Consider the following 22,416-nt stretch of genomic DNA (forward strand, 5'->3'; position numbering starts at 1 on the left):
TTTTTTCTAAATCTAATTTTTACCAATTAATGATTTACTATTTTAAATATCGAAATGTAACTATATTTGAACGAAAATAATTAATAAAAAAAATGAAAAGAAAAATTTTAAGTTTTGCAGCGTTGCTGGGGTCGTGTTGTGTTTTTTCACAACAAATAGGTGAAGGGTTAGCTCCAGGTGTAAGTGATTATACTGGTCCAATTAATTCAGGAGTATATAGTGGATTTAATGCTGTAGGAGGAATTCCCGACATAAGTTATGATTGGAGCCACCTATTTGTTATTAGGCATGGAAATCCTAATAATGTTTTTCAATTGCAGCTTTCTTCTTCTTATACAGAGAATGATAGATTATTTTTCAGAAAGACTAGGAATACAGGCAATCCATCTTGGTTTGAACTTGCAACTAGAGGAGCTAACACATTTACAGGAGATCAAGTTTTTAGTGGAAAAGTAGGTATTGGTACTGCATCGCCATCTGCTTTCTTAGAAGTATATTCACCCAATATTGAAGTAGGTACCAATGATACTCAAAAGTGGTCTTCTAGAAATACTGAATATAATCTTATACTGCAAACTATATGGAATGAACATGGTATAAATCAGCAATTTGTGCAGCGTTATAATGGAATTGACTATAAATCATTGTCTTTTTTTGCTGGAAACGTAGGAATTGGAACATCGAATCCTGATTCAAAATTAACAGTAAATGGAACAATACATTCAAAAGAAGTTAAAGTAAACACGGATATTTGGCCAGATTATGTATTTAAAAAAGAATACAATTTGCCAACTTTAGCAGAGGTAGAAAATCATATTAAAGAAAAAGGGCATTTGGAAAATATTCCAAGCGAGGAGGAAGTTTTGAAAAACGGAATTCATCTAGGTGAAATGAATGTGAAGCTTTTGCAGAAAATTGAAGAGTTAACCTTATACTCAATTCAACAATCAAAAGAAATAGAAGTATTAAAAGAGGAAAACAAAGCTTTTAAAAAGCTTTCAGAACGATTAACAGAAATTGAAAATAAATTAAAGTAAATCAAATATGAATAAAATTACACTACTGATAGTTACACTGTTAATAAAAACATTAGCTTTCTCACAACAAATAGGAGATGGCCATGCTCCAGTTATTAATGATTTTACAATACCGTTAAAATCAGGAGCGTATAGCGGTTCAAATGCATTTGGAGTTTCTCCAGATCTAAGCCATCCTTGGCAACATCTTTTTGTTGTAAGGCATACTGATACAAATAATAACTGTCAATTACAGCTTACGTCTTCTTTTGCAGAGAATGACAGATTTTTTTTTAGAAAAATAATTACCGCAGGAGTAGCGGCTAATCCAACTTGGATTGAAATAGCAACTAGGGGATCTAACACATTTACAGGCAATCAATATATTAATGGATCTATTGTTAGTTCTATCTCTAGTGATACAGGAGGCTTTATAAGTTTAATAAACCCATCTAAAAATTCTAATGGTACTGCACAAAGATGGACAATTTATAATATGACAGGACCTTATGGCAATAGCTTGCAATTTTGCGCTTATGATAATTTAGGTTGTGTTAGCGGCGGGCTGTGTGAAAGTCGTCTTGCTATAATGGATAGCGGAAATGTAGGAATCGGAACATCATCTCCTGACTCAAAACTTGCTGTAAACGGGACAATTCATTCAAAAGAAGTAAAAGTTGATATGTATGGCTGGCCAGATTATATATTTAAAAAAGAATACGACTTACCAACGTTAGCGGAAGTAGAAAATCATATTAAAGAAAAAGGGCATTTGGAAAACATTCCAAGTGAAGAAGAAGTTTTGAAAAACGGAATCCAATTAGGTGAAATGAATGCCAAGCTTCTGCAGAAAATTGAGGAGTTAACCCTTTATCTAATTGATCAGAATAAAAGCATTGAAAATTTAATAAAAGAGAACAAGCAGCAAAATGAAGAAATTCTAAGTCTTAAAAGAAAATTACAGTAAAAAAAGGCTAATGAACCCAGATAAGTTTATGTAAGTTTAAACTTTCTATATTATCAATTTGTTTGGAAAATAGTCTTTATTTTTGGTTTTTATTAACAAAAGCCGAAGCCTGCTAATCAACATTTTTAAGTACTTTTGTCGCACTTTTATACAATGTAATTCCTAAGAAATGGATAAAAAAATATTCTCTTTTTTGTTTTCTACACGATTAATGGCCGTTCTTTTTTTAACATTCGCAATTGCAATGGGTGTTGGAACTTTTATCGAAAGTAAATACAACACCGATACAGCCAGAATACTAATTTACAATACTTGGTGGTTTGAGGCAATTATGGCCATCTTCATGATCAATTTCTTCGGAAACATCAAAAAATACCAATTGCATAAAAAAGAAAAATGGGCAACGCTTTTATTGCACCTTGCTTTTGTTTTTATCATCTTAGGAGCTTTCATTACACGTTATATCAGTTATGAAGGTATGATGCCAATTCGCGAAGGAGCGGCTGAAAATCAAGTATATTCAGATAAAACATTCTTGACGATTTTTGCTGATGGCGAATATAAAGGTCAGCCAAGAAGAAGAGTTTTTGAAAAAAGCCTTTTACTTTCTCCTGTTACCAATAATAATTTCAGCATTTCAGGAAAATTTGACCAGACTCCTTTTGAGGTTTCGTACTCAAATTACATCATGGGAGCGAAGGAAGTGGTTAAACCAGATCCAAATGGAGCTTTATACATTAAATTGGTTGAAGCTGGAGCAGGTGGGCGAGAAGAGCATTACCTAAAAGAAGGTGAAGTTCAGAACATTCACAATGTTTTATTTGCTTTAAACAAGCAGACAGACGGTGCGATTAATATCAATACAGCTGGAAAAGAATATACTATTCAGACTCCTTTTGAAGGGGAGTTTATGCGAATGGCAGATCAGTTTAAAGGGAAAGTTACAAAAGATAATGTACAGCCTTTAATGATGCGTTCATTATACAGCATTGGAGATATCAGAATTGTATTTCCAGAGCCTCCAATGAAAGGTAAAGTTGACTACGAATCGAATAATGATTTTAAAGCAAAATCTCATTCTGATGCTTTAGTAGTAAAAGTAAAAGCTGAAGGACAAGAAAAAGAAGTAATGCTTATGGGCTCTAAAGGGCAGGTTGGAGAAGCTAAAACAGTAAAAATTGGCAATATCGAATATTCTTTATTCTACGGAAGTAAAGCTTATGTTTTACCATTTAAAATTCGTTTGAATGACTTTATTGCTGAAAAATACCCTGGTACAGAGAAAAGTTATTCTTCATATAAAAGTAAAGTAACAGTTCAAGATTCTACGGAAACTTTTGATGCTGATATTTTTATGAATCACGTTTTAGATTATCAAGGGTATCGTTTCTTCCAGTCTTCATTTGACCCAGACGAAAAAGGAACTGTTTTATCTGTAAACCACGATTTCTGGGGAACGAATATCACTTATTTTGGTTACTTTCTATTATACATTGGTTTAATGGCAATTATGTTTACTAAACATTCTCGTTTTGGAGATTTGAAAAAGAAATTAGAAAACATTCAAAAGAAAAAAGAAAAACTAATAACCATCTTAGTTTTATTTATTGGTTTAAATGGTTTTGCTCAGGAAGCACCACACGTTCATACGCCGGGACATGTTCATGAACACGAACATAATCATAGTGCAGATCCAAACGATCATGCGAATCACGTTACAGCTCCACCAAGCAAAAAACAATTAGATTCGTTATTGAATATTTATAAAGCGCCAGAAGCACACGCAGCAAAATTTGGACGTTTAATTATTCAGGATGCTGGAGGAAGAATGAAGCCGATTAATACGTTTTCATCTGAACTGCTTCGTAAAGTAAGTCATAATGATAAATACAACGGAATGAATTCTGATCAGGTATTTTTATCGATGACGCAATACGGTCAGGTTTGGATTCAAGTCCCAATAATTTATATAAAATCAGGAAACGATAGTATACGTAAAATCATTGGAATTGATTCAAAAGATAAATATGCGCCATTTGTAAAATTCTTTGATGAACAAGGAAATTATAAACTGTCTCCTTATTTAGATGCAGCTTACAAAGCGGCAAATCCAAATCAGTTTGAGAAAGACTTTATTGAAACAGACAAAAAAGTAAATATAATGGAATCTGCATTGAGCGGAAGGATTTTGAAAATTTTCCCTATTCCAAATGATTCCAATAATAAATGGGCTTCTTATCTGGAACGTGATAATGCTGGTTTTAAAGGAATGGATTCTACTTACGTGAAACAAATTCTCCCTTTATATTTTAGCGCATTAAATAATGCTTCAATTTCTAAAAATTGGGATACAGCAGATCAATTAGTAGAAAGCATAAATGGATTCCAAAAGAAATTTGGAGCTAAAGTGCGTCCAAGCGAACGAAAAATTGATCTTGAGATTGCTTATAATACGTATGATGTTTTACCAAAGATGACTTATTGGTATTCTATGGCAGGAATTTTAATGCTGATTTTTACATTATTCAGTATTTTCTTTGATAAAAAGTTCTTGCGTATAACTGTAAATGGTTTCCATATATTAATAGGAGTAATATTTGCATTGCATACCGTTGCTTTAATTGCACGCTGGTATATTTCTGGCCACGCACCATGGAGTAATGCTTATGAGTCTATAGTTTATGTAGCTTGGTCAACCATGTTCTTTGGCTTGGCTTTCCATAGAAAATCAAAATTAACGGTTGCTTCAGCTGCTTTTGTAACCTCTATGATTTTCTTTGCTTCAAATCTAAATTGGGTCGATCCAGAAATTGCAAACTTACAGCCTGTTTTGAATTCATATTGGTTAATGATTCACGTAGCGGTAATCGTAGCAAGTTATGGTCCGACTGCTTTAGGAATGATTTTAGGTTTTGTTGCTTTAGTATTGATTTTCTTTACGAATGATAAAAACAAAGCTAAAATGGACTTGCATATCAAAGAAGTAAGTTACATTAACGAAATGGCAGTTACAATTGGTCTTATTATGCTTACTATTGGAAACTTTCTTGGAGGACAGTGGGCAAACGAAAGTTGGGGACGTTACTGGGGTTGGGATCCAAAAGAAACATGGGCTTTAATTTCGATTATGGTTTATGCATTTGTAATTCACGCTCGTTTTGTTCCTGCTTTAAGAGGTAAATGGTTCTTCAACTTAATGACCATGTATGCTTTTGTTTCGATCTTGTTTACTTATTATGGAGTAAATTTCCACTTAGTAGGTTTACACTCGTATGCAAGCGGTGAAGCGCATTCTTTAAACTGGATTTACTACTGTTTAGTTACTATTACAATAATTGGAGCTGTAACATATCCAAAATATAGAAAATACTATAAAACCAAAAAAGTTAAAAAATAATTATAAAAGTAATTATTATCGATTTATAAAAAGGAAAGTTTAGCAAATAGATAGTTGAACTTTCCCTTTTTTTTTTAAAATTTTAAAATTTCTGCAATTAACAGAGTTTTAGAACTCAAAAAAAAGGTTGTCTCACTTTTGAGACAACCTTTTTAATAATAATTTGGCTTATCAAGAATTAAATTCCCGCTAAAGCTGCAAAAAGTTCAGCTAACCATCCCATAATATACCTCCTTTCTTCATCTAATAAATTTCATATGTTATACAATTAATTTAACAAATGTTTCTGCAGAACCATTTGATTTGTAAATATAAATTTATTTTTTTAATAAGTAAAATAAATCTTATAAATAAAATAAATATAATAGGTTTTTATTTGTTAATATTTTGATTTAGAGCTTTTTAAAAACAAATTAATAGAGATTGTACCAATGATATAAAGTTGTTTCAGTAAGGAGTATGTGTTATTTGTGGTAAATCCCTTTTTGTTTATGTAAAAATTTCACTTATTAAAACAATAATAGTGAGAATAATTATAAATATTATTAAAAATATAAGATGACTAACTATTGATAAAATAAAAGCTTTTGCTTTTGGCATTTTGTTGAAAAACTGAATATTAGTCCAAAATATAAGTACTAATCCAATTAAATAAGTGATGGTCTGAAACCAATGTGAGTGTCCTAATTTATATAAATAAAGCGCCACGGGAAATGTCAAAATCTGAACAAATAATCTTTGTGATGCTTTAAACGTATTCAATACAAAAAGTTCGACAAAATTATAGCCCTGGTTTTTAAAAGCAATATAAGTTCCTACAGTATAAAGAGGAATTGTGAGAACTGTTGTCCAAGAAAAATGAGTGAGAACCCAATCATTCATACTTTCATAATCAAAAGAATTATCAGAACTAGTGTTTAGATAATTAAGATGAAAGTAGTGAAATAAAAATCCATAAAGAGTCGCTAAAACAACAACTAGAGATAAAGGTTTGAAATGGCGGACTCTTTTTCCTTCAATAAATTCGCGGATAGAATGCCCAGGTCTCGTAAACAGTTGCCTCAGAGAATAAGGTATTCCTTCATCAAAATGCAGCAGGCCATGTTGTATATCATGCCACAAAAAATGAAAATTTATTTTGTGTGTATCTGCAGTTTGTCCGCAGTTATTACAAAATTTGCCAGTAAAAGTAGTATTACAGTTTTTGCAGATTGTTGCCATTAATCTTATGAATTTATTTTTTTAGAAAAACCAGAAGGATACATTATAGCCAAAAGAACGCAGATTAAAAGGAAATTGTATTCGCAGCCATTTCTTCCTCCACCAACTACAAACCATCCTTCTGGAAAATGAACCATTACAATTCCCATTATCAAAATAAAAATCGTGACAAATCCCGCGAGTTTGACATATTTATTGAGCAATAAAAGTATAGCCGCAATTATATGTGATATTTTAATTAGCCAAGCTATATAAAGTCCGAAAGGAGCGAATCCTACTTGATTGAGATAGAGATTTCCAAAATCATTTATTCCGTTATTGAAGATTCCGAAAACAGAATGCGTAAGCAGAATAATAGCTACAGCAATTCTTAGAAGTAAAGTTCCATTCATGATTATAGTTGGTTTTGGAAAATTAGTAACCCTAAAATAATAAAAAAACGCATATCAAATAAATTAATATGCGTTCTTAAGAGTTTTAAGTTATTGATTTTTAGACTTTCCCTAAAGTGTAAAGCTGTTCCATTGTTGGAGTAGGACTTCCACCTGCAGGCTCTAAAGTAATTCCAAATGCTTCTGCTGAATCTGTTTGGCTTACAGCAAAGATTTTTTGTGAATTTCCTTCAAAATTATCCAGTAAACCAATGCTTGTTGGTGTAAGCACAGGACTTAACTTTAAAGACCAAACTTGATACACCATACCTTTTGGAGGCGTTGGCAGACCAGCCGCGTCAATATAAGTTGTTTTGGTTTGCTGATTCCAATATACTTTTGCAAACGAAGTTGGAGAAACTGCCTGACCACCAAGAGTTACACCCGTATTTTTGATGTCTCTTACAATTCCTAAGTTTTTCTCCGTTTCCTTATTCTGCTGGCTCAAATAAGCAAATTCTCTTTGGATTTTGTTTTTCTCATTTCCAACAGTAGAGATTTCTTCTTTGCTTTTTGTCAATTCTAAAGTTTGGTAGCCTAAACCTAAAAGTAAAAGCACTGCCGCTGCCCAGCCCACATACTGAGACCAGTTTGAAGCTGGCTTGATTTCGACTACTTTTCCATGTTTTAGTTCCAGACGCGCTTTAATCTTCTCAAAATTTTCAACAGAGTGAAAAGGAGAGAAGCTAGAAGAAAGTGCAATTATGGCTTTTTCGATCGAAATAATTTCCTGATCTACTTCTGGCGCTTTTTTGGCCAGTTCAGCAATTTCCAGATTTTCTTTTTCACTTAATAGGCCATAAACGTACAGCTCTAAAATTCCTGATTCTATATATTCTTGTGCTTCCATTATATCTTCAAATAATTACGTAAATCGTTAATACAGTTTCTGTTTTGTGTTTTGATAGTCCCCAGTGGCATTGCCAATTCTTCTGAAGCTTCTTGCTGGGTATATCCTTTAAAGAATAACAAATTGATTATTTCGATACATTTTGGTTTCAGTTTTTTTACAAATTCCTGAATTCCTATTGCATCAAGTTTGTGGCTCAATTTATTGCTCTCGTCTAAGAGATTTACGAAATTATCTGATGAAAGGTTTTTTTGTGTGTTATTATAGTCTTTAGAACGAAGTTTATCGATAGAGGTGTTTCTAGCGATATTAAGGATCCAAGTGTAAAACCGTCCTTTACTCTCGTTATAAGAATCGATGTTTTTCCAGATTTTGACAAAAACATCCTGAAGCACATCTTCTGCCTCTTCGCGATTCTTGATTAGGACATGAATGACAGAAAATAAGCTCTTTGAGTACATATCGTACAAGTGCGTAAAAGCTTTTTCGTCCTTTTTGTAAATTAAAACTAGCAGTTCTTCTTGACTCATAGATTTGGATTTTTAAGTTTAAACATTAAAAGTTAAGCCGTTATATGCTAACCTGTTTATAAAGTTAATTTATTTTTCTTTGATTTTTGTATTTTTTTTAATAGTCCAAACCCTAAGAAAATAAGGGCTTCAGAAAAAAAATGCATTTTTTCTCATTTTTTTAAAACCAAAAACAATCCGATTACGTAAATGTATTTAATAAGATGAGAAAGATCTTATATAAGTCAGTAAAAAAGCTGTTGTTATAATATTATTAAAGACGTATGGATAGCAAAATAATAGTCAGAATATTAATAGTTGGATTAACAACAGTTTTGACTTTGAGTGTTTGTGCTAAAAAAAATTTTGTAAAAAAGACTTTATTAGGCAGCTCAACTAGTGTAGCAGTTAAGAATTAGGATTTGATAAAATAAAAAGATATTGAATAGTTGATGTACTCGGACTTCCAAAAAAGAAGATTTTTTTAATATGTTTCTCGAATAATTTTAGGATTTTAATTTACATCATACAAGCCATTTAAAGATTTTTTGAACACGTTTAGCATATTGGGGGAAAGAAATTTTCGAAAATAACCGAGTCATCAACTATATTTTATAAAAGATAGCATAATAATTAATTCATGGTTTGATTTGTTTGTATGGGGGGAAGCCTAACGTCTGATTAACGTTAGGCTTCATTTTTTTATTTAACTTTTGATTAGCAAAAATTAAATTTGTAGAAAATGATTTTTGCCTAATTTTATAAAAAATTACAAGATGAAAAAAATACTTTTTATACTATTTGGAGCAGCTTTCTTAAGCACTCAGACAAATGCTCAAACGAGCACAACTAAATTATCTAAAACAGATAAAACCATGACAAAAGAAACCATTTATCAGTTTAAAGTTGAAGATCTATCAGGAGACACTTTTGATTTTGCTTCGCTAAAAGGGAAAAAAATTATGATTGTCAATACAGCATCAAAATGCGGATTGACGCCTCAATACAAAGATTTAGAAGCTGTTTATAAAGAATATAAAGATAAAGGTTTTGTAATCGTAGGTTTTCCTGCTAATAATTTTGCTTCACAAGAACCTGGAACAGCTAAAGAAATCGAAACTTTTTGCCAGCAGAATTATGGCGTGACTTTCCCGATGATGAATAAAGTTTCAGTTAAAGGAAGCGATATGTGTGACGTTTATAAATTCTTAACTGAAAAATCAAGAAACGGATTGCAGGATTCTGAAGTAGAATGGAACTTTCAAAAATACCTAATCAACGAAAAAGGAGAATTGGTTAAAGTGATTAAACCAAAAACTTTAGTTACTGAACCAGAAGTAATCAACTGGATTAAAAGCTAAAATCAATTGAAATAAAAATTAAAAAGCGGTTTTTCAGTGCGAATAACCGCTTTTTAATTTAAAGCAAATTCAATTTTATATGTACAAAGAATTACGAAAAAATATAGAGAGGCATATCCAAATCTCAGACGAGCAATTTGAAGTTTTTTCTAGTAATTTTCATCCGATCTCTTTAAAAAAGAAAGATTTTTTACTTCATAAAGGTGCTATATGCAATTTTGAAGCCTTTGTCGTTAAAGGATGTTTGCGTGTTTTTTATGAAGACGAATCGGGCAGTGAACAAATTTTATATTTTGCCATAGAAGACTGGTGGGCAACTGATATTGATAGTTTTATGAATCAAGTTCCCTCAATTTTATCAATTGAAGCGCTGGAAGACTGCGAATTATTATTAATTAAAAAGAAGGATAAAGATAATTTATATGAATGTTTGCCAATAGTCGAAAAATTATTTCGAATTATGAATCAGAAAACATTAGTTGCTTTTCAGCGCCGTCTTATCTCATCTCATGGGCAAACTGCCGATTTACGATATTTAAAATTTTTAGAAAAATATCCTTCACTGCCTCAGCGCATAACCCAACAGCAAATAGCGTCTTACTTAGGAATATCACATGAGTTTTTAAGTAAAATCAGGAAAAGAATTAATAAAGGATAAAGCGAAAAGCTTTTTTGAACTAGTTCAAAATTTATGAGAATAAAGTAAAATATTTTTGTCAAATAAATTTTTAAAACAATAGTTATGAAAAAAGCATTAGTACTTATCGATATTCAAAATGATTATTTTGCAAATGGAAACCATGTTCTATATCAGCCCGAAATTGCTTCTAAAAACGCTAAAAAAATATTAGAAAACAGCAGGGACGAAAATATTGAGATTATCCATATTCAGCATTTTTCGACCAATGAAGGCGCAGATTTCTTTTTTCCAAATACAATTGGTGCCGAAATACATTCTGATGTAAAACCTCATGCGGGTGAAAAAATAATCATTAAAAATTATCCTAATAGTTTTCGTGATACAGAATTGCAGCAATATTTAGCCGAAAAACAAATAACAGAACTTTTAATCTGCGGGATGATGACCGATGTATGTATTGCCGCAACTGTCAGAAGCGCTATGGATTTAGGATACAGAACGACTATTATAGGGGATGCTTGTGCTACTGAAGACCGAACTCTTTATGGAAATAGTATTCCTGCCAAGCAAATCCATGAATCTGTTCTTGCTGGATTGACTGCTTTAGGCAATTTGTATGCTACTGTAATAACGACAGATAATTATTTAGGAATATAGTTTTTTTATAATCTGTAGCTTTTTTTAACGCAAAGAGCGCTAAGGAATTTTGCTTAGCTTGTGTTTATCGTTGCGTTGAAAGAGATCGCAAAGCTGGATTTTATTTTCTTTGGAAAAGATTTTAGATACAGATTTTAACAGATTAAAATCCGACAGGTTTTAAAAACCTGTCGGATTTTGCCATAAAAAAACTTTGCGTCCTTCGCGTAATTCTTAGCGACCTTTGCGGTTAAAAATCAAACCAAAATCAACTGCATAAAAACCAAATCCAGCCAATGGTCAAATTTGTAGCCCACTTCACGAATCGTTCCTGTAGCAACAAATCCAAATTTTTGATGAAAGGCAATGCTTCCTGCGTTATCTGCGTCAATTGCACCAATCATAACATGATAACCTTGCTCTTTGGCTAAGCGAATTAATTCTGTTAAAAGTTTAGAACCAATTCCTTTTCCAATGATATTGTCAACTACATATACAGAATGCTCTACCGTATATTGATAGCCTATTTTTTCTCTAAATTGCCCATAACTTCCAAAACCAACTACTTCGCCATCCAGATCGGCTACAATTACAGGAAGATTTTTAACTGTTTTATCTTCAAACCATTTGGTCTGAACCTCTAAAGTTTGCGTTTCGTAACTGTAATTTGCAGTTGTATGTAAAATAGAATGGTTTACAATTTCTAGAATCTTTTGCAAATCGTTTGCTGTTGCAGGTCTTAAAATAATGCTCATGGATATTTATTGCGGTTTATTTGGTGTTCAGTTCAGCCAATAAAGTATCTGCTTCTTTAGAATTCCAGTCCATTTCTTTGGCTATGGCTTTGGCATTTTTGACATATTCCAAAGCTTTCTTTTTATTTTTTATTTTGTTATAAAGCTTGGCTTCCAACAGATTTCCATCATAAGAATCGCTTAATTCTAAAGAACGGTCTACCCAAGAAATAGCTTTTTTCAAGCTTTCGGTGTCTTTAATATGTTTAAAATAAGTGTTTCCTATATCTTTTAAGAAACTGGCATCATTCCAAACCAATTTTTCAGTATCTTCTAGCGTCACTTTTTTATAGAAATTCCATTTTTCAGTTCTTTCGGCTAACGTCAGATCGTACTTAAAAACCAAAGAATCAGTTTTTTGCAATCGGATTGATTTGGCAACTTCTCTTTGTTTATAATAGTTAACCGTGTCTAAATTATCAACCAGAGGGCGAAGCAGTTCGTTTACAATGCTCTCAATTTTACGGTCAATGCGGTTTTGAGAAGCAACAGCAGCAAATTCTTTCTGATGATTTAAAACATATTGAAATTCCCTAGATTTAATGTCAGTTACTCCATTCGCAATAACTCTCCAGTTTAATTCGCTAACCAATTGTTTGTCAGATTGCGTATTTAAATAAATATGTGTTGGTATCGATAATTCCGTTCTGTCTTTTCCTTTTTTTAAAGTATTCAGATAAACAAAGAATTTATCAGAATTGCTCGGATCTGCCAAAAACTGTTTTTCTAAATATGGCAACTGCATTTTCGGATTCAAAGCATTATTCAATTCATTTAAAAATTCAGCTTTTTTCATTTCACCTTTTAAAGCATAAATCAGCGTTTCATTATGGTCTATAAATAAAAAAGTCGGAAGCGATTTGGTATTGAATTTATCTTTTAAAGCAATTCCTTCTTCTTTTTCAATATTTTTATAAGTGCAGACAAAATTTTTATTGAGAAAATCAAGAACAGAAGGGTCTTTTAAAACTTCCGTTTTCATTAAATTGCAATGCGGACACCAGTCGGCGTAAAGCATTACAAAAACTGGTTTTCCTTCTTTTTTTGCATTTTCTAAAGCCGTTTTGTACGGAACATCAACAGGAACAAATTGATTCTGAGAAGTTATCGTTTGAAAAGTAACAGCTAAAAAAAGTAAAAATAAAAAACGCATATCAAGTCGGACTTTTAATAATTATTCGATTTTACAAATATATTCCCTTTTTCGGTAAAGAGCCTTAATATATTCCTAATTATACTATAAATCAAGTGCGAAGTTTGTAACTTTGTAAGCAAGATAAAGAACAATCTGATAGAAGATTTTCTTTGAAAAAAGTAATACACGACCGTAATGATTTACCCCAAAATAGCGCTTGCACAAAGCATTATCGAAATTTTATCTGCCAAAGGCATTGTTAATATTATAATTTCTCCAGGATCTAGAAACGCACCGTTAACGATCGGATTTGCTCAAAACCCAAATTTTACCTGTTACAGTATTGCAGACGAGCGATGTGCCGCTTTTTTTGCTTTGGGAATTGCGCAACAGACCAAACAGCCAACCGCTATAGTCTGTACTTCAGGATCTGCTTTGTTAAATTATTATCCCGCTTTAGCAGAAGCGTTCTACAGCCAAATTCCATTGATTGTGATTTCTGCAGATCGTCCGCAGAGTAAAATTGATATCGGTGACGGACAAACAATTCGTCAGGAAAATGTTTTTGCCAATCATTCTGTTTTTAATGCCAATTTAACCGAAGAAGCTTCAGAAGAAAACGATTTGAAGATCAATTTGGCTATCGAAACGGCAATTCTAAAAAAAGGTCCAGTTCATATTAACGCTCCATTTGAAGAACCTCTTTATGAAACGACAGAAGAACTTTCTGTACAGCCAAAAATCACAGTTTTAAAATCTGAAAATAGTTCACAAAACATAGAAAACAGCGATGAAATTATCTCTGTTTGGAATACTGCAAAAAGAAAACTGATCTTGGTTGGAGTAAATGAAGCCAATACTATTGATAAAGAAATTATCGAGAATTTAGCTTCAGATCCGTCAGTTGTTGTGCTTACAGAAACGACTTCTAACCTTCATCACCAAAGTTTTATTAATTCAATTGATACTTTAATTACTCCGTTTGATGATTCTGATTTTAAAGAATTTAATCCAGAAGTTTTAGTGACTTTTGGCGGAATGGTGGTGTCAAAAAGAATAAAAGGTTTTCTACGAAAATACAAGCCAAAACACCATTGGCATATAGATACTTTACGCGCTTACGATACATTTGGAGCGCTGACAAAACATTTTGAAATGCAGCCAAATGATTTCTTCAAAGACTTGCTTTCAAAAACATCTTTTGTAAAAAGTAATTACTTCAAAAATATCGATGCGATTTACAAAATGAGGCTAGAAAGAAGAAAAGAATATTTAAATAAAATAGAATTTTCAGATTTTAAAGTTTTCGAAAAAGTAATTGAATCGTTGCCGAAAGACAGCATGCTTCAAATTAGCAACAGTTCTGCCATTCGTTACGCACAATTAATTGACATTGATGATTCTATTGAAGTTTTCTGTAATCGAGGAACAAGCGGAATTGACGGGAGCACTTCTACCGCAATTGGAGCTGCGCTAGGAAGCGAAAAACAGACTGTTTTTGTTACGGGAGACATTAGTTTTTTATACGACAGTAACGCTTTATGGAATTCGTACATTCCTAAAAATTTCAAAATTGTTTTGATTAATAATGGAGGAGGAGGAATTTTTAGAATTCTTCCAGGACATGAGGAAAAACCGGTTTTCAACACTTATTTCGAAACATCGCATCAACTAACAGCTGAACATTTGGCAAAAATGTACGGATTGAATTATTATACGGCACAAGACATTCCAACTTTAGAAAATAGAGTTCAATCATTATATAATTCTAATGATGCCCCATGTATTTTAGAAGTTTTTACGCCAACATTAGCCAATGATCTTATTCTAAAAAAGTATTTCAAATACTTAATTTAATTGAAAGAAAATATTTGTTAAAATAATTGTTTTAAAACTGCTTTACTCATAACTTTGGTGATTATTCACCAAATTAATTTTATAGTTATGAGCACAAGAGAAGATTTAATTAAAAAGTACACTGCCGATTTAAAAGAGAAATGCGGAATTACAGCTGATGCAGATTTATTAACTAAAGTTACAATTGCTTGCGGACCTTCAATTTATAATGACGATGCCTCTACGGTAGCTTCTTCGCAACAATCGGAGTTAGATACGGTAAAAAACAACTTTTTAATCAAGAAGTTAGGCTTAACAAATGGTCCAGATTTAGACAAAGGAATTGATGCTGTTATGGAAAAATATGGCAAATCTAACAAGCACAAATATAGAGCAGTAGTATACTATTTGCTTACGGTGCACTTTAAAAAAGAAAGCATTTTCAAATAATAAAATTCACTCAAAATCCCTTTATTGCGCTTATGCATAAAGGGATTTTCTAATTTATTAAGAATAAATGGCGTTTTGTTACAATTAATTTCTTTGTGCCACGCCAAACTTCGTACCTTTGCACCTTAAAAACTTAGCGGTTATACTGCTTAGAAAAATATTAAGATGCTAGAAATAGGAAAATACAATACTCTAACTATATTGCGTGATACCAAAGTTGGTTTGTTTTTAGGAGATCCTGAGAATGATCCTGATGGAATTCACGATGTTTTACTTCCAAACAAATACGTTCCAAAAGTATTTGAAATTGGCGAAGAATTAATCGTTTTTGTTTACTTAGATCACGAACAACGACCAGTTGCAACCACTTTGGTTCCGTATATTTTATTGAATGAATTTGCTCTTTTAAGAGTGAATTACATCAATAATGTGGGGGCTTTCATGGATTGGGGAATGGAAAAAGACATTTTGGTTCCGTTCAAAGAACAGGCACGTCCGATGGAAAAAGGAAAACGTTACTTGGTTTATTTGTACTTAGATAAACAAACAAATCGTTTAGTGGCTTCAAGTAAAACCAATCAGTTTTTGAGCAATGATAATCTGACTGTTGAAAAAGGAGAAGAAGTGGATTTAATTGTTTCTCATATTACCGACATGGGAATCAATGTTATCATAAACGAGCAGCACAAAGGACTTTTATATAAAGATGAAGTTTATGACGATGCCATAAGAACTGGCGACAGAATGCGCGGTTACATTAAAACCATTCGTCCTGACAATAAAATTGATGTAGCGCTTCAAGCTCAAGGTTTTGAAAGCATTGAGCCAAATGCCGAGAAAATTTTAAGTGAATTAAGAGCCAGCAGAGGCTTCCTTCGTTTAAACGATGATTCTCATCCTGAGGATATTAAAACCGTTTTGAAAATGAGTAAAAAGTCATTCAAAAAAGCGATTGGCTCTTTATACAAAGAAAAACTGATTGAAATAAAAGATGATGGAATTTATTTGGTTAAAGAATAAAAATCTAAAAATTCCAAATTTTAAATTCCAAATTCCAATTGATGCTAGTGTCTATTTTGGGATTTGGAATTTAAAAAATTGGAATTTATTTTGCTTCAGCAAAATTATTATAACACAAAAGGCTGCCCATTACGAGCAGCCTTTCGCTTTTTATTCAGTTTTAAAAAAAATTGTAATTAAAAAAAAACAGAAATAAAATAATTCGAATCCATCTCAGAACAATAGCTTTATAAATTTTAGAAATTATCCCATTGATGGTATGTCTTTTAAACAATTAATGCACCTATCTTAAAAGCAAAAAAATAATTTCACGGCTCATCCATTGGTTTATAAATAACTTTTAGAAAGTGTGAATTAGTACTTTTTCCTCTTTTTCGTTATCATTCCTATACTAATTATATAACAATTCTAACATTTAACCTTAGGTGTTACTTTTTTCTTTTTGAAGTTTCGACAAACACATAAATCATTTGCTCTTTTAATTGAGGTTTGTTACTTAAAACCCTAAAAAAATGAGCGACAAATTTTTTAAATTTTCTCAAAAAAATCATTTTTTAGGTTAATAAATCAGTGAAAGAAAATCAATCTGAAATCTTTGAAATGTTTTGTATCTCATTGATTTCTAGGGTGTAAAATTAAATATTATTTTTCTAAACTAATGTTAAAAAATGTTATTTTTTGTAAGTAAATACCAATTGTTAACATTGCAGGCCAAATTAGTAAAGACTTAAGGCAGATTAAGTAGGTAAAGTAGTAAAAATGCTTTATTTTTACCGTATAATTATTTTAAACAAAAAAAATCAAAATGGATTGGATTACAGCCAGAGAATTTGAAGATATAACTTATAAAAAATGCAATGGAGTAGCGAGAATAGCTTTTAATAGACCAAATGTTAGAAATGCATTCCGTCCTAAAACTACTTCAGAATTATACCAAGCTTTTTACGATGCACAAGAAGACACTTCAATTGGAGTGGTTTTACTTTCTGCTGAAGGTCCTTCTACAAAAGACGGGGTTTATTCTTTCTGCAGCGGTGGAGATCAAAATGCACGCGGACATCAAGGATATGTTGGTGACGACGGACAGCACCGTTTGAATATTTTAGAAGTGCAGCGTTTAATTCGTTTTATGCCTAAAGTGGTTATTGCGGTTGTTCCAGGCTGGGCTGTAGGTGGCGGACATAGTTTGCACGTAGTTTGCGATATGACGCTTGCCAGTAAAGAACACGCTATTTTTAAACAAACAGATGCAGACGTAACAAGCTTTGACGGTGGTTACGGTTCGGCATATTTGGCTAAAATGGTAGGACAGAAAAAAGCACGTGAAATCTTCTTTTTAGGTAGAAATTATTCTGCACAAGAAGCTTTTGAAATGGGAATGGTAAATGCTGTAATTCCTCACGACGAATTAGAAGCAACTGCTTACGAGTGGGCTCAGGAAATTCTTCAAAAATCGCCAACCTCTATAAAAATGTTAAAATTTGCCATGAACTTAACAGACGACGGAATGGTCGGACAGCAAGTTTTTGCAGGAGAAGCAACTCGTTTAGCTTATATGACAGAAGAAGCAAAAGAAGGAAGAAATGCTTTCTTAGAAAAAAGAAAACCAAACTTCGGTGAAAATAAGTGGCTTCCTTAAATATTTTAGAGTTCAGATTTAAGATTTTAGATTTTCCGAATCTAATCTTTAATCAGAAGAATCTAAAATTTAAATTCTAAAATCTAAAATAATAAACAAGAATGAAACATTGGATTGAAGCCGCAAGACTGCGCACCTTACCTTTATCAGTTTCCGGAATTATAGTTGGAAGTATTTATGCTTTGTCAAATCCAACAGAAACCATCAATACGCCGACTGAAGTATTCAGCTGGAAGGTTTTTGGTTTTGCCTTATTGACAACATTAGGATTACAGGTTTTATCCAATTTTGCAAACGATTATGGCGATGGAGTAAAAGGTACTGATAATGCAGATCGAGTGGGGCCGCAGCGCGCTATTCAAAGTGGGGTTATTACACCACAAGCAATGAAAAAAGCGATCATTATTACTTCACTATTGACTTTATTGTCTGCCATTATATTAATTTATTTTGCCTTCGGAAAAGACAATTTCGGGTATTCTATTTTTTTCTTATTGCTAGGAATTGCAGCTATTGTTTCAGCAATTCGTTACACCGTTGGTAATTCTGCTTACGGATATAGAGGCTTTGGAGATTTATTCGTCTTCGTTTTCTTCGGATTAGTAAGTACATTGGGCGTTAACTTTTTATATGCAAAAGAAGTTGATCCGCTTTTAATTCTTCCGGCGGTAGCGATCGGATTATTGAGCGTTGGGGTTTTAAACCTAAACAATATGCGTGATCAGGAATCGGATAGAAAATCTGGAAAAAATACAATTGTAGTACAGATTGGAGCTCAAAAAGCTAAAAATTATCACTTTTTCCTAATTATTACAGCAATGATTTCGGTAGTAGTATTTGCTATTTTAAGCGATTACAACTTTGACCAATACTTGTTTTTATTGGCTTATATTCCATTGACAAAACATCTAATCACAGTTTACAAAAATCAAAATCCTAAATTATTAGATCCAGAATTGAAAAAACTGGCATTAAGCACATTCTTGCTTTCTATATTGCTTACAGTATGTATGATTTCGCTAATTTCAGACATTATTGTAAACCTCTTTTTAGGAGGAAGATAAAAACAAACGTTTAACATAAAAGTTGACAAAATGAAAATTACATATTACGGACATGCTTCATTAGCTATTGAAGTAGGAGGAAAAAATATTATTGTAGATCCATTTATTACAGGAAATCCGCTAGCTGCAGCAATCAGCCTTGAAACATTAAAAGCAGATTACATTTTATTAACGCATGCGCACGGTGACCACGTTTTGGATGTTGAAGCGATTGCTAAAAATACAAATGCAGTTATTGTTTCTAATGCTGAAATTGCGAGTTATTACGCAAAAAAGGGATTCAATTCTCACCCGATGAATCATGGCGGAAGCTGGAAATTTGATTTCGGAAATGTAAAATATGTAAACGCAATTCACTCAAGCAGTTTTCCTGATGGTTTATACGGAGGGAATCCTGGAGGTTTTGTTATTGAGGGCGAGCATAAAAACATCTACATTGCCGGAGATACAGCATTGACGTTTGATATGAAACTAATTCCGCTTCGTACAAAGTTAGATTTAGTAATTCTTCCAATCGGAAACAACTTTACAATGGATGTTGAAGATGCTATTATTGCCTCTGATTTTGTAGAATGCGATAAAGTGTTAGGATATCATTACGATACTTTCGGTTATATCGAGATTAATCACGAAGATGCAATCCGTAAATTTTTTGATAAAGGAAAAGATTTAATGCTTTTACCAATCGGAGAATCTATAGAACTATAATATTTATTCTAAGATAAGTCTAAATTGTCCTCCTGAGCGGAGTCGCAGGACTATACTCCCGATTTAGAAAACAAGGCTTTTTAGCCGTAGTTTTTGTTAATCGGGAGATACCGCCTCTATCGGGGCTAGGGCACTCGATTTCATAAGAAAGTTATTTGGCATAATCTATGTTAATTGAATTTTGAGTTTTAAAAGTAAAAATCATTTTAATCTGTAAGATCCGTGGCACTTAAAGCATCATCACGAAATGTAACTTTCAAAATAATTTTATCCTTACTTATAACAGTTTCCTTTAATGCCTTTGCTCAAAAAGAAGGCTATTGGGACAAAGAGCGAGCAACAACCAAGGAAATTATGGTTCCTGCACGCGATAGAATTTCTATACCAACAGAAGATTTACCCGTTGGAACTACAGAAATTGTATACAGAATCACACTTTTAGACAAAAATCAAGAAATGGCCAATAGTCTGGTTTCTTTATTAAAAGCAATTCCAGACCCGACGGGGGTAAGCCAAGGTTCTGCAGGAGCTGTTTTCCTGATGTCTAAAATCTCTGGTGATGATGAATGTACGTATTCGATTTTTACCTCTAATGAAAATGCCAAAAAATACGTTGCAGATGGTAAAATTGACAAAGCGTGTTATTCTCAGGCAGAACCAGTCAGTAAAGATGCTAAACGTTTGTCTGTCAATAAATCTTCTTGTTTAAAAGAAAATATCAATACTATTTGGTTTGGTTTTGAAAGTAAAAATTGGTTGTTGAGTCAAAAAGTAGTTTTGGAAGTCGTGCCTTGGGTAGATACAAAATTAAACCGAGGATGGAACCAAGATAATAAAAACGAAATTATCAGTCTTTGCAAAACTTCTACAATGGCACAAAAAATGGCCAATTCAGATGATTTCTGCGTTTGTATTTTGAATAAAATCATGAAACAATATCGCTATGATGAATTTCAAAAATTATTGGCTGTAGAAAAAACAAAAGTGTATAAAGACTTCGGAAACAGTTGCTACAAAGACGCAGATATTTCTAAAAATGTATTTAACGATTTAAGAACACAAGCCGCATCTTTAATTAAAACTCAAAAATACAACGAAGCAATTCCGAAATTGAATACGATTGTAAACGAAGGTAAAGCAACAGCCATAGATTACAGTTCGTTAGGATATTGCTACATACTGACCAAACAATATGCAAAAGCCTTAAAAGTGCTTCAAGAAGGCGAAAAAATAGATGATACAGAATTATTAGTAAAATTAAATCTAGCTCATACATATTTGGTAAGTAACAATTATAGCGCAGCCAAAGCCATCTATAAAAAATACCAAAGCCAAAATGTAACAGACAGTTTAAGCTGGATTGCTAAAACAAAACTTGACTTTCAGGCTTTTGAAAAAGCAGGTTTGCCATCAAATGATTTTGAAAAAATCTTAAAATTATATAATTAAGTTTCTTAGATAAGAGTGCTGGGTAACGATCTTTTTTAGCTTAGCATCTCAGCACCTTAGTATCTCAGTAGCTTAGCATCTTAGCACCTTTAAAAAAATGATCGCATCTTATCAAAAATATTTGCTAGAATTCAAACGCCCTTCTGGAACTTCTAGAGGAGTTATGACCGAAAAAGAAACCTGGTTTATAATTCTCGAAGAAAATGGAAAAAAAGGAATAGGCGAGTGCGGAATATTGCGTGGCTTAAGCGCGGACGATCGTCCAGATTATGAAGAAAAACTAAAATGGGCTTGCGATAATATTCATTTAGGAGAAACAGCACTTTGGAATGCCTTATTAGAATTTCCTTCCATACAATTCGGAATCGAAATGGCTTTTTTGTCTCTTAAAAGTGAGAATCCGTATATATTATTTCCGTCTGATTTTACCCGAAATTCAAGTTCAATTGCCATTAATGGTTTAGTTTGGATGGGAGAAGCAACTTTTATGAAGGAGCAAATAGAAGAGAAAATAGCTGATGGTTTTAACTGCATCAAACTTAAAATTGGAGCTATTGATTTTGCTAAAGAATTAGAACTGTTGCAATTTATAAGAAGCCATTTTTCAGCAGATGAAATAGAAATCAGAGTCGATGCGAATGGTGCTTTTTCTTCAACAGAAGCTTTAGATAAATTAAATCAATTAAAACAATTCCAGCTTCATAGTATAGAACAGCCAATAAAAAAAGGTCAAGTGGCTGAAATGGCTGAATTATGCAGACAAACTCCATTTCCGATTGCTTTAGATGAAGAACTTATTGGAGTATTTTCGTTAGAAGAAAAAGAACAACTGTTGCAAGACATTAAACCGCAATACATCATACTAAAACCAAGTTTTATCGGTGGTTTCCGCGGTACGCAAGAATGGATCACATTAGCAGAAAAATATAATATTGGCTGGTGGATCACTTCGGCATTAGAAAGCAATATAGGCCTGAATGCTATTTCACAGTGGACATTTACCTTAAATTCAGATATGCCACAAGGTTTAGGAACAGGAGCATTATATACAAATAATATAGATTGTCCTCTTGAAGTAAAAAAAGGCCAGCTTTGGTACAATGCTTCAAAAGATTGGAAATCTTTCTTTTGAAAGTGACAAAGAAACAAAGTGACAGAGAAACAAAGTGGCAAAGAAACAAAGTGGCAAAGAAACAAAGATCTAGAATATAAAACTCTGTACCTTGGTCACTTTGCCACTTTCTATCAGTCTTAGAAACTTAGTATCTCAGGAGCTTAGAAGCTAAAGAGGTT

20 protein-coding genes are annotated in these 22,416 nt (G+C 32.6%); 14 read left to right on the top strand and 6 right to left on the bottom strand.

Annotated features, from left to right (window positions below; genetic code table 11):
* The first annotated feature begins 92 nt into the window (after positions 1-92).
* From ACWA1F_RS06810 to ACWA1F_RS06820, 3 genes are all read left to right on the top strand, one after another.
* Positions 93-1,037 (top strand): hypothetical protein, encoded by a 945-nt coding sequence (locus ACWA1F_RS06810; RefSeq protein ID WP_456892714.1) that lies wholly within the window; start codon positions 93-95, stop codon positions 1,035-1,037.
* Positions 1,038-1,044: 7 nt separating this feature from the next.
* Entirely contained in the window at positions 1,045-1,983 is a 939-nt protein-coding gene (locus ACWA1F_RS06815; protein WP_456892715.1) for a hypothetical protein, read from the top strand.
* 169 nt (positions 1,984-2,152) lie between these two features.
* On the top strand, positions 2,153-5,380 hold the full coding sequence (locus tag ACWA1F_RS06820) for a cytochrome c biogenesis protein (RefSeq protein WP_456892716.1): 3,228 nt from the start codon (positions 2,153-2,155) through the stop codon (positions 5,378-5,380).
* Positions 5,381-5,869: 489 nt separating this feature from the next.
* Here the strand turns inward: ACWA1F_RS06820 and ACWA1F_RS06825 are convergent, their stop codons facing one another.
* The 4 genes from ACWA1F_RS06825 to ACWA1F_RS06840 form a co-directional block, all read right to left on the bottom strand.
* Positions 5,870-6,601 carry a DUF3667 domain-containing protein gene (locus ACWA1F_RS06825; RefSeq protein ID WP_456892718.1) on the bottom strand — a complete coding sequence of 244 codons (732 nt, stop codon included), beginning with the start codon at positions 6,599-6,601 and terminating at the stop codon, positions 5,870-5,872.
* Positions 6,602-6,606: 5 nt separating this feature from the next.
* On the bottom strand, positions 6,607-6,993 hold the full coding sequence (locus tag ACWA1F_RS06830; RefSeq protein ID WP_456892720.1) for a DoxX family protein: 387 nt from the start codon (positions 6,991-6,993) through the stop codon (positions 6,607-6,609).
* A 100-nt stretch (positions 6,994-7,093) separates the two neighbouring features.
* A complete protein-coding gene (locus ACWA1F_RS06835; protein WP_456892722.1) occupies positions 7,094-7,882 on the bottom strand; it encodes an anti-sigma factor in 789 nt (262 codons plus the stop codon).
* Entirely contained in the window at positions 7,882-8,412 is a 531-nt protein-coding gene (locus tag ACWA1F_RS06840; protein ID WP_306154941.1) for an RNA polymerase sigma factor, read from the bottom strand. The genes ACWA1F_RS06835 and ACWA1F_RS06840 overlap by 1 nt, the downstream gene beginning before the upstream one ends.
* Positions 8,413-9,167: 755 nt before the next feature.
* Here ACWA1F_RS06840 and ACWA1F_RS06845 point away from each other — a divergent pair.
* From ACWA1F_RS06845 to ACWA1F_RS06855, 3 genes are all read left to right on the top strand, one after another.
* Positions 9,168-9,752 (top strand): glutathione peroxidase, encoded by a 585-nt coding sequence (locus ACWA1F_RS06845; RefSeq protein WP_456892724.1) that lies wholly within the window; start codon positions 9,168-9,170, stop codon positions 9,750-9,752.
* A gap of 79 nt (positions 9,753-9,831) precedes the next feature.
* On the top strand, positions 9,832-10,410 hold the full coding sequence (locus ACWA1F_RS06850; RefSeq protein ID WP_456892726.1) for a Crp/Fnr family transcriptional regulator: 579 nt from the start codon (positions 9,832-9,834) through the stop codon (positions 10,408-10,410).
* 84 nt (positions 10,411-10,494) lie between these two features.
* On the top strand, positions 10,495-11,049 hold the full coding sequence (locus ACWA1F_RS06855) for a cysteine hydrolase family protein (RefSeq protein WP_456892728.1): 555 nt from the start codon (positions 10,495-10,497) through the stop codon (positions 11,047-11,049).
* Between the two features lie 236 nt (positions 11,050-11,285).
* Here ACWA1F_RS06855 and ACWA1F_RS06860 read toward each other — a convergent pair whose 3' ends face one another.
* Positions 11,286-11,783 carry a GNAT family N-acetyltransferase gene (locus ACWA1F_RS06860; protein ID WP_456892730.1) on the bottom strand — a complete coding sequence of 166 codons (498 nt, stop codon included), beginning with the start codon at positions 11,781-11,783 and terminating at the stop codon, positions 11,286-11,288.
* A 16-nt stretch (positions 11,784-11,799) separates the two neighbouring features.
* A complete protein-coding gene (locus ACWA1F_RS06865; RefSeq protein ID WP_456892732.1) occupies positions 11,800-12,975 on the bottom strand; it encodes a thioredoxin family protein in 1,176 nt (391 codons plus the stop codon).
* Between the two features lie 177 nt (positions 12,976-13,152).
* On the opposite strand from ACWA1F_RS06865, the gene menD reads away from it, so the two are divergent.
* The 8 genes from menD (at position 13,153) to ACWA1F_RS06905 (ending at position 22,255) form a co-directional block, all read left to right on the top strand.
* A complete protein-coding gene (gene menD / locus ACWA1F_RS06870; RefSeq protein ID WP_456892734.1) occupies positions 13,153-14,814 on the top strand; it encodes a 2-succinyl-5-enolpyruvyl-6-hydroxy-3-cyclohexene-1-carboxylic-acid synthase in 1,662 nt (553 codons plus the stop codon).
* Between the two features lie 87 nt (positions 14,815-14,901).
* The gene (locus ACWA1F_RS06875) at positions 14,902-15,243 is read left to right on the top strand and encodes a DUF2853 family protein (protein ID WP_456892736.1); all 342 of its coding nucleotides are present in this window, start codon (positions 14,902-14,904) and stop codon (positions 15,241-15,243) included.
* 165 nt (positions 15,244-15,408) lie between these two features.
* Positions 15,409-16,263: a CvfB family protein gene (locus ACWA1F_RS06880; protein WP_456892738.1), complete on the top strand. Its 855-nt coding sequence runs from the start codon at positions 15,409-15,411 to the stop codon at positions 16,261-16,263.
* A gap of 805 nt (positions 16,264-17,068) precedes the next feature.
* Positions 17,069-17,902 carry a 1,4-dihydroxy-2-naphthoyl-CoA synthase gene (locus ACWA1F_RS06885; RefSeq protein ID WP_012024845.1) on the top strand — a complete coding sequence of 278 codons (834 nt, stop codon included), beginning with the start codon at positions 17,069-17,071 and terminating at the stop codon, positions 17,900-17,902.
* 101 nt (positions 17,903-18,003) lie between these two features.
* Complete coding sequence (gene menA / locus ACWA1F_RS06890; RefSeq protein ID WP_456892741.1) at positions 18,004-18,966, top strand: 1,4-dihydroxy-2-naphthoate octaprenyltransferase; 963 nt, start codon at positions 18,004-18,006, stop codon at positions 18,964-18,966.
* A 30-nt stretch (positions 18,967-18,996) separates the two neighbouring features.
* A complete protein-coding gene (locus ACWA1F_RS06895; RefSeq protein WP_456892743.1) occupies positions 18,997-19,674 on the top strand; it encodes a metal-dependent hydrolase in 678 nt (225 codons plus the stop codon).
* A gap of 222 nt (positions 19,675-19,896) precedes the next feature.
* A complete protein-coding gene (locus tag ACWA1F_RS06900) occupies positions 19,897-21,123 on the top strand; it encodes a tetratricopeptide repeat protein (RefSeq protein WP_456892745.1) in 1,227 nt (408 codons plus the stop codon).
* Between the two features lie 97 nt (positions 21,124-21,220).
* Complete coding sequence (locus tag ACWA1F_RS06905) at positions 21,221-22,255, top strand: o-succinylbenzoate synthase (protein ID WP_456892747.1); 1,035 nt, start codon at positions 21,221-21,223, stop codon at positions 22,253-22,255.
* Positions 22,256-22,416 lie beyond the last annotated feature (161 nt).

Source organism: Flavobacterium erigeronis, assembly GCF_054075165.1.